The sequence below is a fragment of the Pseudomonas sp. SWI36 genome, from assembly GCF_002948105.1.
Classification (GTDB): domain Bacteria; phylum Pseudomonadota; class Gammaproteobacteria; order Pseudomonadales; family Pseudomonadaceae; genus Aquipseudomonas; species Aquipseudomonas alloputida.
In genome coordinates, this window is sequence record NZ_CP026675.1 from 2,538,347 (window position 1) to 2,552,277 (window position 13,931).

General features: G+C 62.8%; 14 protein-coding genes. 5 read left to right on the forward strand and 9 right to left on the reverse strand.

The window, feature by feature from the left end; translation table 11 throughout:
- Window positions 1-184: 184 nt before the first annotated feature.
- From C4Q27_RS12220 to C4Q27_RS12235, 4 genes are all read left to right on the forward strand, one after another.
- Complete coding sequence (locus C4Q27_RS12220) at window positions 185-352, forward strand: rubredoxin (protein WP_003253349.1); 168 nt, start codon at window positions 185-187, stop codon at window positions 350-352.
- 16 nt (window positions 353-368) lie between these two features.
- Window positions 369-1,517, forward strand: a complete 1,149-nt coding sequence (locus tag C4Q27_RS12225) for an NAD(P)/FAD-dependent oxidoreductase (protein WP_104886901.1) — start codon at window positions 369-371, stop codon at window positions 1,515-1,517.
- Window positions 1,518-1,704: 187 nt separating this feature from the next.
- Window positions 1,705-2,004 (forward strand): HU family DNA-binding protein, encoded by a 300-nt coding sequence (locus C4Q27_RS12230; RefSeq protein ID WP_003253355.1) that lies wholly within the window; start codon window positions 1,705-1,707, stop codon window positions 2,002-2,004.
- Between the two features lie 148 nt (window positions 2,005-2,152).
- Window positions 2,153-2,527 carry an SCP2 sterol-binding domain-containing protein gene (locus C4Q27_RS12235; protein ID WP_010955807.1) on the forward strand — a complete coding sequence of 125 codons (375 nt, stop codon included), beginning with the start codon at window positions 2,153-2,155 and terminating at the stop codon, window positions 2,525-2,527.
- A 178-nt stretch (window positions 2,528-2,705) separates the two neighbouring features.
- On the opposite strand, the gene C4Q27_RS12245 is transcribed toward C4Q27_RS12235, so the two are convergent.
- The 6 genes from C4Q27_RS12245 to exbB form a co-directional block, all read right to left on the reverse strand.
- Window positions 2,706-4,109, reverse strand: coding sequence for an aminoacyl-tRNA deacylase and HDOD domain-containing protein (locus C4Q27_RS12245; RefSeq protein WP_010955806.1), 1,404 nt, complete (start codon window positions 4,107-4,109; stop codon window positions 2,706-2,708).
- A gap of 78 nt (window positions 4,110-4,187) precedes the next feature.
- Complete coding sequence (gene recG, locus C4Q27_RS12250; RefSeq protein WP_064493087.1) at window positions 4,188-6,266, reverse strand: ATP-dependent DNA helicase RecG; 2,079 nt, start codon at window positions 6,264-6,266, stop codon at window positions 4,188-4,190.
- Between the two features lie 3 nt (window positions 6,267-6,269).
- Window positions 6,270-7,196, reverse strand: a complete 927-nt coding sequence (locus C4Q27_RS12255) for a hydrogen peroxide-inducible genes activator (RefSeq protein ID WP_003253362.1) — start codon at window positions 7,194-7,196, stop codon at window positions 6,270-6,272.
- Window positions 7,197-7,290: 94 nt separating this feature from the next.
- A complete protein-coding gene (locus tag C4Q27_RS12260) occupies window positions 7,291-8,022 on the reverse strand; it encodes an energy transducer TonB (RefSeq protein WP_010955804.1) in 732 nt (243 codons plus the stop codon).
- The gene (gene exbD / locus C4Q27_RS12265) at window positions 8,019-8,447 is read right to left on the reverse strand and encodes a TonB system transport protein ExbD (protein ID WP_003253367.1); all 429 of its coding nucleotides are present in this window, start codon (window positions 8,445-8,447) and stop codon (window positions 8,019-8,021) included. The genes C4Q27_RS12260 and exbD overlap by 4 nt, the downstream gene beginning before the upstream one ends.
- Window positions 8,448-8,450: 3 nt before the next feature.
- Entirely contained in the window at window positions 8,451-9,413 is a 963-nt protein-coding gene (exbB, locus tag C4Q27_RS12270) for a tonB-system energizer ExbB (protein ID WP_020192139.1), read from the reverse strand.
- 189 nt (window positions 9,414-9,602) lie between these two features.
- On the opposite strand from exbB, the gene C4Q27_RS12275 reads away from it, so the two are divergent.
- Window positions 9,603-10,460 carry an NAD-dependent epimerase/dehydratase family protein gene (locus C4Q27_RS12275; protein ID WP_104886903.1) on the forward strand — a complete coding sequence of 286 codons (858 nt, stop codon included), beginning with the start codon at window positions 9,603-9,605 and terminating at the stop codon, window positions 10,458-10,460.
- Between the two features lie 169 nt (window positions 10,461-10,629).
- Here the strand turns inward: C4Q27_RS12275 and C4Q27_RS12280 are convergent, their stop codons facing one another.
- From C4Q27_RS12280 to spoT, 3 genes are read right to left on the reverse strand one after another with little or no spacing between them, the layout of a single operon-like run.
- Window positions 10,630-11,361 (reverse strand): lipoprotein, encoded by a 732-nt coding sequence (locus C4Q27_RS12280; RefSeq protein ID WP_010955801.1) that lies wholly within the window; start codon window positions 11,359-11,361, stop codon window positions 10,630-10,632.
- Window positions 11,362-11,417: 56 nt separating this feature from the next.
- A complete protein-coding gene (locus C4Q27_RS12285; protein WP_009684531.1) occupies window positions 11,418-11,798 on the reverse strand; it encodes a RidA family protein in 381 nt (126 codons plus the stop codon).
- Window positions 11,799-11,821: 23 nt separating this feature from the next.
- The gene (spoT, locus tag C4Q27_RS12290) at window positions 11,822-13,930 is read right to left on the reverse strand and encodes a bifunctional GTP diphosphokinase/guanosine-3',5'-bis pyrophosphate 3'-pyrophosphohydrolase (RefSeq protein ID WP_010955800.1); all 2,109 of its coding nucleotides are present in this window, start codon (window positions 13,928-13,930) and stop codon (window positions 11,822-11,824) included.
- Between the last annotated feature and the right edge of the window lies 1 nt (window position 13,931).

A 13,931-nucleotide genomic window follows, 5' to 3' on the forward strand; every position in this document is an offset into this window, starting at 1 on the left:
GCATGATTGCCCCAACTGCTTGCATACTGCCGGCAGGGCCGCTACAAAGCCCCCACGCATTGCGCGCTGGCCCTGTTCGCGGGCAAGCCCGCCAGGCCTGCGCGGTCACTGTAGGAGCGGCTTGCCCGCGAAGAGGCCATCAGCAGCAACACAAGCCCCAGCCTGAACCGAGGAAATAGACCTGATGAAAAAGTGGCAATGTATTGTCTGTGGCCTGATCTACGACGAAGCCGAAGGCTGGCCCGACGACGGCATCGCCCCCGGCACCCGTTGGGAGGATGTGCCTGAAGACTGGCTGTGCCCCGACTGCGGTGTCGGCAAAAGCGACTTTGAAATGATCTCCATCGGTTAATCGAGGAAAGCACGACATGACGTCCCCTGTGGTAATCATCGGTACCGGCCTTGCGGGCTACAACCTGGCCCGTGAATTTCGCAAGCTCGATACGCAGACGCCGCTGTTGCTGATCACCGCCGACGATGGTCGTTCGTACTCCAAGCCGATGCTTTCCATGGGCTTTGCCAAGCAGAAGGACGCCGACGGCCTGTGCATGGCCGAGGCGGGCGCCATGGCCGAGCAATTGAACGCCGAGATCCGTACCCATACCCGCATCAGCGGCATCGACCCGGGCCACAAGCGGCTGTGGATCGGCGAAGAGGCCGTGGAATACCGCGACCTGGTGCTGGCCTGGGGGGCGCAGACCGTGCAGGTGCCGATCGAGGGTGACGGCGGCCATCTGGTATTCCCGATCAACGACCTGGAAGACTACGCACGCTTCCGTGCTGCCGCCGCTGGCAAGCAGCGAGTCCTGATCCTCGGCGCCGGCCTGATCGGCTGCGAATTCGCAAACGACATGAGCCTGGGCGGCTTCAAGGTCGACGTTGTGGCACCGTGTGAACAGATCATGCCGACCCTGCTGCACCCGGCCGCTGCGGCGGCTGTGCAGGGTGGGCTGGAGGGCTTGGGTGTACGCTTCCACCTGGGGCCGGTGCTGACCCGTCTTCAGCAGGTGACTCAAGGCCTGGAGGCGCACCTGTCGGACGGCAGCGTGATCGCCTGCGACCTGGTGGTTTCGGCCATCGGCCTGCGCCCACGTACCGACCTGGCTGCCGCGGCCGGCCTGCAGACCAACCGTGGCGTAAGCGTAGACCGCGAGCTGCGTACTTCACACGCCAACATCTTTGCCCTTGGCGACTGTGCCGAAGTCGATGGCATCAACCTGCTGTACGTGATGCCGCTGATGAGCTGTGCCCGGGCGCTGGCGCAAACCCTGGCCGGCAAGCCGACGGCAGTTTCCTACGGGCCGATGCCTATCACCGTGAAAACCCCGGCCTGTCCGCTGGTGGTCTCGCCAGCGCCACAGGGCTGCGAAGGCATCTGGCAGGTAGAGGGGCAGGGCACTGACCTCAAGGTGCTCTGCCTTGATGCCGACGGCAAGCTGCTGGGCTACGCCCTGACCGGAGCGGCGGTGATGGAGAAACTGGCGCTGAATCGTCAGTTGCCACCGGTTATGGCGTAAATAGCGCGCGTTCTGTCGGATTTATCCTGTTGTTGCCTGCACAATGGCCGCCCAGATACTGGCGCGGCCCCAGAGCTCGTGCCATTCTCACTCCCGTCTGCCGCAGATTAGAGCCTGCGGTGCCTTGAGCGCTGCTCCCAGAGGCAGCACGGCATAACAACAAGAATTCCGTCAAAGAGGCTTCACTATGCGCAAACCAGAACTCGCCGCCGTCATCGCCGATAAGGCTGATCTGACCAAGGAAAAGGCCAATCAGGTTTTGAACGCGATTCTCGACAGCATCACCGGTGCCCTGGACAAGGACACTGTGACCCTGGTCGGTTTCGGCACCTTCGAAAAACGTCATCGCGGTGCGCGTACCGGCAAGAACCCGCAAACTGGGGAACCGGTCAAGATCAAGGCCAGCAATACAGTGGCCTTCAAGCCTGGCAAGAACCTGCGTGACAGCGTTAACGCCCCCGCCAAGCCAGCCAAGAAAGGCAAGTGATCGCTCTCTGACAACCCCAGTGTCGGCCAAGCGGGCGCCCCAAGGCGCCCGTTGTGCTTTCTGCAGGCAAAATGTCTCGAACTTGCATAAATAGTTCTGGAAAAGGATAAACTGCGCGCCTTAGTCACTTTTCATTCGAGGCGCGTTGATGAAGTTCCGTTTTCTTCTCTGGGCCATGGGGCTGTTGATGGCCAGGGCCAGCCGTAATAACCCCGCATTCCAGCAGCAGCTCAAGGGCAAGGACCTGGTGTTCCAGATGCAGACCCTGGACGGCAAGGTCGCCCGGCACTTCATCGTCAACAACGAGCGCATCAGCAGCAAGGGCGGCGCGCACCCACAGCCGGCATTCGCCATTGCCTTCAAGGACGCCGCCTATGGCTTCGCCACCATGCAGGCGGGTAACAAGCAGCTGGCGTTCATGCAGGGGATTCAGGACAAGCACATCCAGATCAAGGGCAACCCGGCGCTGGTGATGTGGTTCCAGGGGTTGATGAAATACCTGAAACCGAAGAAGAAAGGCTGAAACCCAACGGGGATGCCGATGCTTTACCTGTGGGAGCGGGCGTGCCCGCGAAACAAGCGACGCGGTGCATGGCACCGGCTTTGCCGGTGTTCGCGGGCAAGCCCGCTTCCACAGTCCAATCGCGCCAGCTTTTAGAAATTGAGCAAGACAGTTGCTCCCACAGGCTATGTGTTAATGCTTAATGCGGTGCATGGAACTGCGAAGCCAGCTCACGCAACAGGTTCTCGGCTTCGAGCACCTTGTTCACCACATCCTCGGCCTTGTCCCGGGTAATGCTCAGGCGTTCCAGCAGTTCGTCAGGTATCTCTTCCTGCGGCCCTGAGCCTATACCTCGCGAGCGCAGCAGGCGGGTGGCCAGGCACACCAAGTTGGGGAACGCGAAATATTCGCCGTCGTAGGCCGGATCGTGCTGGAAGCGCAAGGCAGTCGACAGCTCTTCTGGCATGTCCCACAGCTTCATCAGCCAGGCACCGATCTGTTCGCGGCTGATGCCCAGCAAGTGTTGCTCCACATAGGTGTGGTTCAAATGCGGGTTGACCTCAAGGTGGCGGCAAATCAGCGAGAAGTGCGGCGGGAACACGTGCGCCAGCAGCAGGTAGCCAAAGTTGTGCAGTAGCCCGGCCAGGTAAGTCAGCCCGGCCTCGGGGCGTTCTGCGCGCGGCATGGCGCGGGTCAGGCCTTCGATGATCGCGGCGGTGTAGATCGATTGTTGCCAGTAGGGCGTGGCCTGCTGCGGTTGGTCTTTGGGTAGGCTCAAGGTCTTGCCCAGCGCCAGGCCCAGGGCCAGGTTGATCACCAGGTCGAAACCCAGCACACGCACGATGGCGTCTTCCACCGAGCGGATCTTGCCCGGCGAACCATAGTAGGGCGATGCAGCCCAGCTCACCACCTGTGCCGCCAGCGCCGGGTCGGTTTCGACCACGCCGGTGATGTCGTCGATGCTGGCGTTGGGATCTACCCGCAGCTTGATGATCTTCTGCGCGGTGTCGGCGAGCGGTGGAATTTCGATGGTTTCTTCCAGGCGTTTCTGAATGCGCCGGGCAGTGAAGGCCTGGACCGCATCGGTGATTTCCCGGGTGTCGTCATCGGGGCGGTCGAGATTGGGACTGATCGCTTCGACTTGCTGGCCGAAGCTGCTGGCGCTGGCCTTGGCCAGCATGCGCTTGAAATGTGCGCGTTCGATTTCCAGCAACAGGCCGGCTTCGCCTGACTGGATAAAGACAGTTTCAGCGTCGAGCAGGCTCTTTTCGTACTGACATGGCGAGCTGGTCAGCGCCGGGATGCCCGGCAGGGCCTTGAGGTGGTGCTTGTCGAGCATCTGCTTCAGGCGCGGCACCGACACGGCGGTCAGCTTGCGCCCGGTCAGCTCGGCCAGCCGGTTGAGGTCCAGCAGGTGGCTCTGCGGGAACAGCACCATGAGGGCGCCGACCTCGTCGTCGAGAAGGACAGCCTGCACCCGCGAAGCCGCAGGCAGGTGCGAGTGTTCGACCACCTGGCGGTAGGGCACGCCGAGTTTGTCGAGCAGCAGCCTGATGACGGAGGGGGCGTGTGGGGTTGCGGTGTCCAGGGCAACTTCAGTCATGGTCCGTATCCACTGTATCTTTTAAACGCGAAGTATAACCAGCCTGCGAGCAAATCTGGATCCATTCTGGGACTAGCGTCACACTTGGCCATATTGTTGGCCGTGGCGCAGCCAGCGGTCCAGCAGCGGGCTGACGTGTTCCGGCCAGCGTGATACCAAGGCCTGGGCCGCGTCGCGCACGGCCGGCAGCAGGTCGGCGTCGCGCATCAGGTCGGCGACCTTGAACTGCAGTAGACCGGTCTGGCGGGTGCCGAGCATCTCGCCCGGGCCACGCAGTTCAAGGTCTTTTTCGGCGATGATGAAGCCGTCGTTGGTCTCTCGCATGATCCCCAAGCGCTCGCGGCCGATCTGCGACAGCGGCGGGTGGTACAGCAGCACGCAATGGCTCACGGCGCTGCCCCGGCCAACCCTGCCTCGCAGCTGGTGCAACTGTGCAAGGCCCAGGCGCTCGGGGTTCTCGATGATCATCAGGCTGGCGTTGGGCACGTCCACGCCCACCTCGATGACCGTGGTGGCGACCAGAAGCTGCAGGTTGCCAGCCTTGAACTCGGCCATGATCTCGGCTTTTTCTGCCGGTTTCATGCGCCCATGGATCAACCCCACCTTCAGTTCACCCAGCGCACTGCCAAGCTCCTCATAGGTGCTTTCGGCGGCCTGGCAGGTGAGTTCTTCGGACTCTTCGATCAGCGTGCATACCCAATAGGCCTGGCGCCCCTCGGCGCAGGCGGCGCGTACCCGCTCGACCACTTCGAAGCGGCGGCTGTCGGCCACCAGCACGGTGTTCACCGGCGTACGCCCTGGCGGCAATTCGTCGAGCACCGAGGTGTCCAGGTCGGCGTAGGCGCTCATGGCCAGGGTGCGCGGAATAGGCGTGGCGGTCATGATCAGTTGGTGCGGGCACAGCTCGCCGGCCACGCCCTTCTTGCGCAGGGCCAGGCGTTGCTGCACGCCGAACCTGTGCTGTTCGTCGATGATCGCAAGGGCCAGGTGCTTGAACCTTACCTCTTCCTGGAACAGTGCGTGGGTGCCGACCACCATGGGTGCGCCGTTGGCGATCTGCTCCAGGGAGGCTGCCCGGGCCTTGCCCTTGAGTTTGCCGGCTAGCCAGGCAACTTCGATGCCCAGCGGTTCCAGCCAGCGCTTGAAGGTAATGTAGTGCTGCTCGGCGAGGATCTCGGTGGGTGCCATCAATGCCACCTGGTAGCCCGCTTCCAGCGCCTGCAACGCGGCCAGTGCAGCGACCACGGTCTTGCCGGCACCCACGTCGCCCTGCACCAGACGCATCATCGGTTCGTGCTGGCTAAGGTCGTAGGCAATTTCGTTGGCTACCCGCTGCTGCGCGCCGGTCGGCTGGAAGCCCAGGTTAGCCAGGTATTGCGCCTGCAGGCGCGTGGCCCTGGGCAGTACCGGCGCACGCAGGCTGCGCAGGCTTTCGCGCAGGCGTTGCTGCGACAGCTGATGGGTCAGCAATTCTTCGAAAGCCAGGCGATGCTGGGCCCAGTGCTGGCCTTCGGCAAGCTCTTCGAGGTCGGCGTCGGCCGGCGGGTTGTGCAGGTAGCGGATGGCTTCGTCCAGGGGTGCCAGCTGGTAGTCCCGGGCAAGTTCATCAGGCAGCCAGTCGGGCAGGCTACGCGGGCCAAGCAGCGCGAGGCTCTGCTGGCACAACAGGCGCAGGCGTTGCTGGGTAAGGCCTTCGGTGGACGGGTAAATTGGCGTCAGGGTCTGCTCCACCGGTGGTGGTGGCTCGTTGCCGTTCAGCGCACGGTACTCCGGGTGGTAGATTTCCAGGCCTGAAGCGCCGGGTCGGGCTTCTCCGTAGCAGCGCAGGTGGGTGCCCCGCTTCAGGCCCTCTTTCTGCGCGTTGCTGAAGTGGTAGAAGCGCAATGTCAGCACACCGCTGCCGTCGCCCAGGCGCACCACCAGGCTGCGGCGCTTGCCCATGGTCACATCGGCACCACTGACCACACCCTCGATAACCGCATCCTGGCCGGGACGCAGCTGGCCGATTGGCACCACGCGCGTGCGGTCCTGGTAGCGCAGGGGCAGGTGGAACAACACGTCCTGCAGGTTTTCCAGGCCGACCTTGGCGAGTTTCTCCGCCATCGCCTCGCCCACACCTTTCAGTACTGTGACCGGGACCTTCGACAGCTCACTCATGACTCAGGCCGGTTGTTCCGCAGGGTTTTTGGCGACCGAGCACAGGCGGATCGAATCGGCGAGGATCTCGATGGCCTTTGGCCGCGGGAAGCTGGCGCGCCAGGCGATGGCTACCGTGCGGAACGGTGCCGGTGCCGTCAGCGGGCGCACTTCGATGACGCCGGGGGCATAGTGATGGCTGTGCACTGCCGACAGCGGCAGGATCGATACGCCAAGGCCGGAAGCCACCATGTGACGGATGGTTTCCAGCGAGCTGGATTCGACCGTGGTGTGCCTTGAGCCTTCACCCCCCTTGTTCAGGGTAGGGCAGGCTTCCAGTACCTGGTCACGGAAGCAGTGGCCCTCACCAAGCAGCAACAGGCTCTTGTCATTGAGCATGGCGGTGTCGATGGTCTTTTTCGCCGTCCATGGGTGGTCGGCAGGCATCAGGGCGCAGAACGGTTCGTCGTATAGCGGTAGCGTCAGCACGTCGGCTTCGTTGAACGGCAGGGCGATGATCACCGCGTCCAGTTCGCCGTTGCGCAGCTTTTCGCGCAGTACGTGGGTGAAGTTTTCTTCGATGTACAGCGGCATTTGCGGCGCCACGCGGTGCAGCTGCGGGATCAGGTGCGGGAACAGGTAGGGGCCGACGGTGTAGATGGCGCCGACCTTGAGCGGAGCGGTCAGCTGATTCTTGCCGGCCTGGGCCAGCTCGCGAATGCCCTGGGCCTGCTCCAGTACCTTCTGCGCTTGGGCGACGATGTTTTCGCCGACCGGGGTCAGGCGTACTGCGCTTTTGCTGCGCTCGAAGATCAGAACGCCAAGCTCGTCCTCGAGCTTCTTCACACCGACCGACAGGGTGGGTTGGCTCACGTGACAGCGCTCGGCGGCATGGCCGAAGTGCTGTTCCTGGGCGAGTGTGACGATGTAGCGTAATTCTGTAAGGGTCATAACGTGCGTCCATGAAGTTGCGGGCCCAGCATAGCGGCTGCAATCGATAGACGCACGTTATCAGACTTGCCGAATTGTGACAGAAGCAAAAGTCTTAGCGGCGGTCCAGTGAGTAGACGAACGGTGCCACGACTTCAATCGTGCCATTGTTCAGCAACTCGGGTGGCGGCTTGGGTACCGTGCCGGCCCGACGGATCATTTCCAGGGTCGCCCGGTCAAGTGCGGCACTGCCTGAGCCACCGGCCATGGAGTACGACACGACCTTGCCTTCGGCGTCGACCACGAAGCGCAGGCGGTTCATGCCTTGCAGGCCGCGACGGCGCGCGTCTTCCGGGTAACGCTTGTACTTGGCAAGGTGGCGCAGCAGGTCGCTCTGCCAGGTTGGCAAGGCGTTGCTGTTGGACGCAATGCTCGGTGCCGGTGCCGCGGACTTCTGCGGTGGCGAGTTGCTGGGCGGTGCGTCCACCGTTTGCTCGGTGGGTGGTGCTTCCTTCGGCGGCTCAGGCTTTTTCTCGGGCTTGGGCGGCTGGGGCTTGGCCTTCGGCTTGGGCGGCTTGGGGATGGCGATCTTGGGCTTGGGCGCTTCTGCCAGCTTCGGCAACGGTGGTTCCTCGACCGGGGCCGGTGGCTGCGGAGCTGCCTTTGGGGGTGGTGGTGGCGCAGGCTCCGGCAACGGTGCCAGTTCGACCATCATCGCTGCCGGGGGCAGCTCGATGGCCTGTGGCACCGACCAGTTGAGCGTCAGCAGCACGGCGACCACGTGCACACCCAGCACGATCGCCAGGCTGCCACCGTAGCGCGCCATGTTAGAGCGCGTTTTCATCATTTCTTGGCTGCCGTCTCGAGACCTACCAGACCGACTTTCAGGTAGCCGGCCGCGCGCATGTTGTTCATCACTTCCATCAGGTCGCCGTAATCCACGCCTTTGTCAGCCTGGAAGAAGATGGTGGTTTCCTTGTCACCCTTGGTCTTGGCGTCGAGCATCGGGCCAAGCTGATCGGGTGCAGCAACCTGATCGTCGCCGACATACAGCTTCTGGTCGGCCTTGACGCTGACGAACACCGGTTTCTCCGGCCTTGGCGCCGGTTTGGCGGTTGAGGCCGGCAGGTCGACCTTGATGTCGACCGTAGCCAAGGGGGCGGCGACCATGAAGATGATCAGCAGCACCAGCATCACGTCGATGAACGGCGTAACGTTGATTTCGTGGTTTTCGGCGAGGTCGTCGCCACCTTCGTTGAGATGCAGGCCCATGGCTTACCCCACTTTCACCATGTGCGGGGCGGCGCGCTCGCTACCCTGGTGGTCCAGATCACGGCTGACCAGCAGCAGTACCTGGGCGGAGGCATCGGACACCTGCGCCTTGTAACCGGCAATGGAGCGGGCGAAGACGTTGTAGATGACCACGGCCGGGATTGCCGCGACCAGGCCCAGAGCAGTGGCCAGCAGCGCTTCGGCGATACCTGGGGCAACGACGGCCAGGTTGGTGGTCTGGGTCTTGGCGATGCCGATGAAGCTGTTCATGATGCCCCATACGGTACCGAACAGGCCGACGAACGGCGCGGTGGAGCCGATGGTTGCGAGGACGCCGGTGCCGCTGCTCATGGTGCGGCCGCTGGCATGCACCAGTCGCTCCAGACGGAAGCTGACGCGTTCCTTGATACCTTCTTTTTCGCGAGCGTTAGCCGAAAGACGCATCTCTTCGAGGGCGTCGTGGACCAGGGTGTGGGCCAGGGTGCCTTCCTTGTTGGTGACCTCGCTGGCTTCTTTCAGGGTGGTGGACTTCTTCAGCTGGGCGATTTCACCACGCAGGCGACGCTTGGCGCCCATCAGCTCGAAGCCTTTGGCAATCCAGATGGTCCAGGTGATGATGGAGGCGATGGCCAGGCCGATCATGACGATCTTCACCACGATGTCGGCGTTCTTGTACATGCCCCATGGGGACAGGTCATGGGCCATGCCCAGCGAGGTGTCTTCGACCAGGGCTTGAACGCTCGGGTCTGCTGCGGCCGGGTTGCTGGCAGTGGCATCAGGCGCCGGTGCATCCGCCGGGGCAGCAGCAGGTGCGGCCGGGGCAGTGGCAGCAGCAGGTGTGGCGGCGTTGGTGGTTGGCTCATCGGCCATGGCCACCGGGGCCAGCACCAGGCTGAGTGTCAGCGCGGCGATGGCGCGCCAGGCGCGCGACGGGGTTGGCGAAGCGGAAGGTTGAGTACGTGTCATGCTGGCCGGACCTGATGAAGAAAAAGTGAACGTTCTCCAAGGCCTCGATGTAGGCCGAGAACAATTTGGCCGCCATTATTGCAAGTAATTCTTGTTAACAAAAGTAATATTGTAGCTTTTTTCGCCTATGGTCTAGCCGCCCATCGTGTAGCGTGGCCAGGCTGATCTATTGGTCTAGGGAGTTTAGAGATGTCAGACCTTTCCGTGATGGTGGTGGGTTGTGGTGATGTGGGTGGGCGTCTGGCCAGGCAGATGTTGGCTAAAGGCTGGCAGGTGAGCGGCCTGCGCCGTTCTGTTGGTCAGCTGCCCGCAGGGGTTCAGCCGGTTGCCGCAGATTTGGCCGAACCGTCGATACCGCAGGCCTGGCCACAGGGCCCGCTGGACTACCTTGTGTACTGCGTGGCGGCCAGCCAGCACGATGAGGCGGGTTACCAAGCAGCCTATGTCGATGGTTTGCGCCATGTGTTGGCCTGGTTGGCCAAGCGTGGCCAACGCCCGCGCCGGCTATTGTTCGTCTCCAGCAGCAGCGTGTATGCGCAGAAGGACGGCGAGTGGATAGCTGAGGGCGCTGCCACCGAGCCCGAGGGCTATTCCGGGCGTGTGATGCTGGAGGCTGAACGGTTGGCACTGGCCAGCGGCATCCCGGCGAGCGTGGTCCGCCTGACCGGTATCTATGGCCCAGGGCGCGAGTGGTTGCTGAGCCAGGTGCGTCAGGGTTACCGCGTTGCCGAGGAGCCGCCGCTGTATGGCAACCGCATTCATGCCGAAGATGCCGCCAGCCTGCTGGCGTTTCTGCTGCAGGCCGATGCTGATGGCAAGGCTCTGGACGACTGCTACATTGGCGTCGATGATGACCCGGCGCCGCTGGCCGATGTTGTGGCCTGGCTGCGGGCGTATATGGGCGTTACCGAATGGTCCGATGAGCAGCGGGTGCGGCGTACTGGCAGCAAGCGCTGCAGCAATGCCCGGGCGCGGGCGCTGGGCTGGGCGCCGGTATATCCGAGCTACAAGGAAGGCTACGCCGCGATACTGGCAGGAAAAGCCTAGCTGGCAACTGGCGCGATGCCTTGTGGGAGCAACTGTCTTGCTCAATTTCTAAAAGCTGGCGCGATCCCTGTGGGAGCGGGCTTGCCCGCGAACACGGGCGAAGCCCGTGCCATCCACCGCGGTGTCTTCTTCGCGGGTAAACCCGATCCTACAGGGACCGCGCATCATCTCAGCTGCGCTCCAGCGTCCACTGACGCTTGCCCGCTGCCAGCTCTGGCATTTCATCCGGCTGTGCACGGTTCACTGCCTGGAAAATCTCCAGCTTGTCACCATCGCGCTTGATGATGAACGGTGCACCACGCTGGTTGCGCTCCAGCCACAGGCTGTCATTGTTGCCACCCATGGTCGCGCAATCACCTGCCAGGCACAGGGCGAAGCGGTCCGGTCCGGGTAGGCCGGTGACGTTGCCGGTGTCGCTGAAGCGCACGCTGGCGCCCTTGCCTTGGCCTTCGACGATCTTCCAGTTACCACCCAGGTAGGCTTGGTAAAGCGCTTTCTCGAAGCTGCTGCCCAGTGGTGCATTGGCTGCAGCCTGCGCCTTGGCGCGCACAAAGGTTTGCTTGGTGCCGTTCTGGTCGACGGCCAGCAGCTCGTCGCCATCGAGCGAAAGCTGCTCGGTCTGGCCGCCTTGGAAACGGGCCTGCCATTGCTTTTCATTGGCGCTCAGCTGGCCGTCAGCGGCCTCGAAACCATTGCTATAGCTAGCTTGCTGATTGGCCACGTCGAGCTTCCACTCGAACACTGGGCCGTGCTCATTCAGCGCCTGGCGCAGGCTGCCGGCTTTGACCGCCGCAGTGATGGCTTCCTGGTTGATCCAGATGCCGTTGAAATCTTCGGGTTTGTGGCTGGTGCAGCCGCCCAGTAGCAGGGCTGCCAGCGCGAAGGGCAGTGCTTGACGCATGACGGGGTAACCTTGCAGAGGAAGGAGGGTGACGGGCAGGGCCCGTCACCAGGGCATCATTCGATGACCAGGATGGCGTCCATTTCGACCTGGGCGCCTTTCGGCAGTGCGGCAACGCCGATGGCGGCGCGGGCCGGGTAGGGCTGTTCGAAGTAGCGGCCCATCACCTCGTTTACCTTGGCGAAGTGGCTCAGGTCGGTGAGGAAGATGTTCAGTTTCACGATGTCCTTGAACGAACCGCCAGCAGCTTCAGCCACGGCCTTGAGGTTCTCGAACACCTGCACGGTCTGGGCTTCGAAGCCTTCGACCAGCTCCATGGTCTTCGGGTCCAGAGGGATCTGGCCCGACATGTACACGGTGTTGCCGGCCTTGATCGCCTGCGAGTAGGTGCCGATGGCGGCAGGGGCCTTGTCGCTGTTGATGACGGTTTTGCTCATGATGACTCCTTGCGGTTGGCGGACTACGTACGCATGCGGGTGATGCGGACCACACCGGTCAGGGTACGCAGCTTCTTGATCACACGCGCCAGGTGCACGCGGTCGTGCACGCTGACCACCAGTTGGACCACGCTGATACGGCCGTCGCGTTCGTCCATGCTGATCTTCTCAATGTTGCCGTCGGCGGCGTTGACGCTGCTGGCCAGCAGGGCGATCAGCCCGCGCTGGTGTTCCAGTTCGACACGCAGTTCGACATTGAACTCGCCAGTGATGTCCTTGGCCCAGGAGAGTTGCACGCACTTTTCGGGGTTGTGGCGGATTTCACTGATGTTGCGGCAGTTCTCCAGGTGCACGACCATGCCCTTGCCTGCTGACAGGTGGCCGACAATCGGGTCGCCCGGGATCGGCGTGCAGCACTTGGCGTAGCTGAGCACCAGGCCTTCGGTGCCGCGGATCGCCAGCGGGCCTTCTGGCGCCGGCAGCTGTTCGCCTTCGGCCGACAGCAGGCGGCGCGCGACCACGTAGGCCATGCGGTTGCCCAGGCCGATGTCTTCGAGCAGGTCTTCTATCAGCTCCAGGCGGTACTCGGCGAGAATAGACTGGATGCGTTCCTGGGGGATTTTCTCCAGGCTGCTGTCGAAGCCAGTGAGTACCTTGTTCAGCAAGCGTTCGCCCAGGCTGATGGACTCCGAGCGGCGCTGTTGCTTGAGCGCGTGGCGGATATTCGTGCGCGCCTTGCCCGAGACCACAAAGTTGAGCCAGGCCGGGTTTGGCCGAGCGCCCGGGGCGCTGACGATTTCCACTGTCGAGCCGCTTTGTAGCGGTTCGGACAGCGGCGCCAGGCGGCGGTTGATGCGGCACGCGATGCAACTGTTGCCGACGTCGGTGTGCACCGCGTAGGCGAAGTCGACGGCCGTGGAGCCTTTGGGCAACTCCATGATCCGGCCTTTGGGCGTGAACACGTAGACCTCGTCCGGGAACAGGTCGATCTTCACGCTCTCGATGAATTCCAGGGAGTTGCCGGCACGTTGCTGCAGTTCAAGGATACCCTTGACCCACTGGCGGGCGCGCGCGTGGCTGCCCTTGGGCTGCTCGTCGTCGTTTGACTTGTATAGCCAGTGCGCGGCGATGCCGTTGTTGGCCATCTCTTCCATTTCGCGTGTGCGGATCTGGATTTCGATGGGCACGCCGTGCATGCCGAACAGAGTGGTGTGCAACGACTGGTAGCCGTTGGCCTTGGGGATCGCGATGTAATCCTTGAAGCGTCCGGGCAGCGGCTTGTACAGGTTGTGTACGGCGCCGAGCACGCGGTAACAGGTGTCAACCTTGTCGACGATGATGCGGAAGGCATACACGTCCATGATCTCGTTGAAGGCACGGCGCTTGCCGCGCATCTTCTTGTAGATGCCATAGAGGTGTTTCTGTCGACCGCTGACCTCGCCCTCGATGCCGTCGGCGGCCAGGCAGTTGGCCAGCGAGTGCTCGATCTTGGCGACGATCTCTTTGCGGTTGCCGCGCGCGCTCTTCACTGCTCGATGAATCAGCGACGAGCGCATCGGGTGCATGGCCTTGAAGCCAAGGTCTTCGAACTCTACGCGCACGGTGTGCATCCCCAGGCGGTTGGCGATGGGGGCGTAGATCTCGAGGGTTTCCTTGGCGATGCGCCGGCGTTTTTCGCCAGACAGCACTTCCAGGGTGCGCATGTTGTGCAGGCGGTCGGCCAGCTTGACCAGGATCACGCGGATATCGCGGGCCATGGCCATGGCCATCTTCTGGAAGTTTTCCGCCTGCGCCTCGGCCTTGGTCTCGAAATTCATCTGGGTCAGCTTGCTGACCCCATCGACCAGTTCGGCCACGGTCTCGCCAAACTGCTGGCTGAGGGCTTCCTTGGCGATGCCGGTGTCTTCGATCACATCGTGCAGCATGGCCGCCATCAGGCTCTGATGGTCCATGTGCATGTCGGCGAGGATGCTGGCCACGGCCAGCGGGTGGGTCACGTAGGGCTCGCCACTGCGGCGGCGTTGCCCATCGTGGGCCTGTTCGGCGTAGAAATAGGCGCGCCGGACCAGGTTGACCTGTTCGGGGCCAAGATAGGTCGAAAGCCGTTCGGCCAAGGCTTCTATACCCGGCATG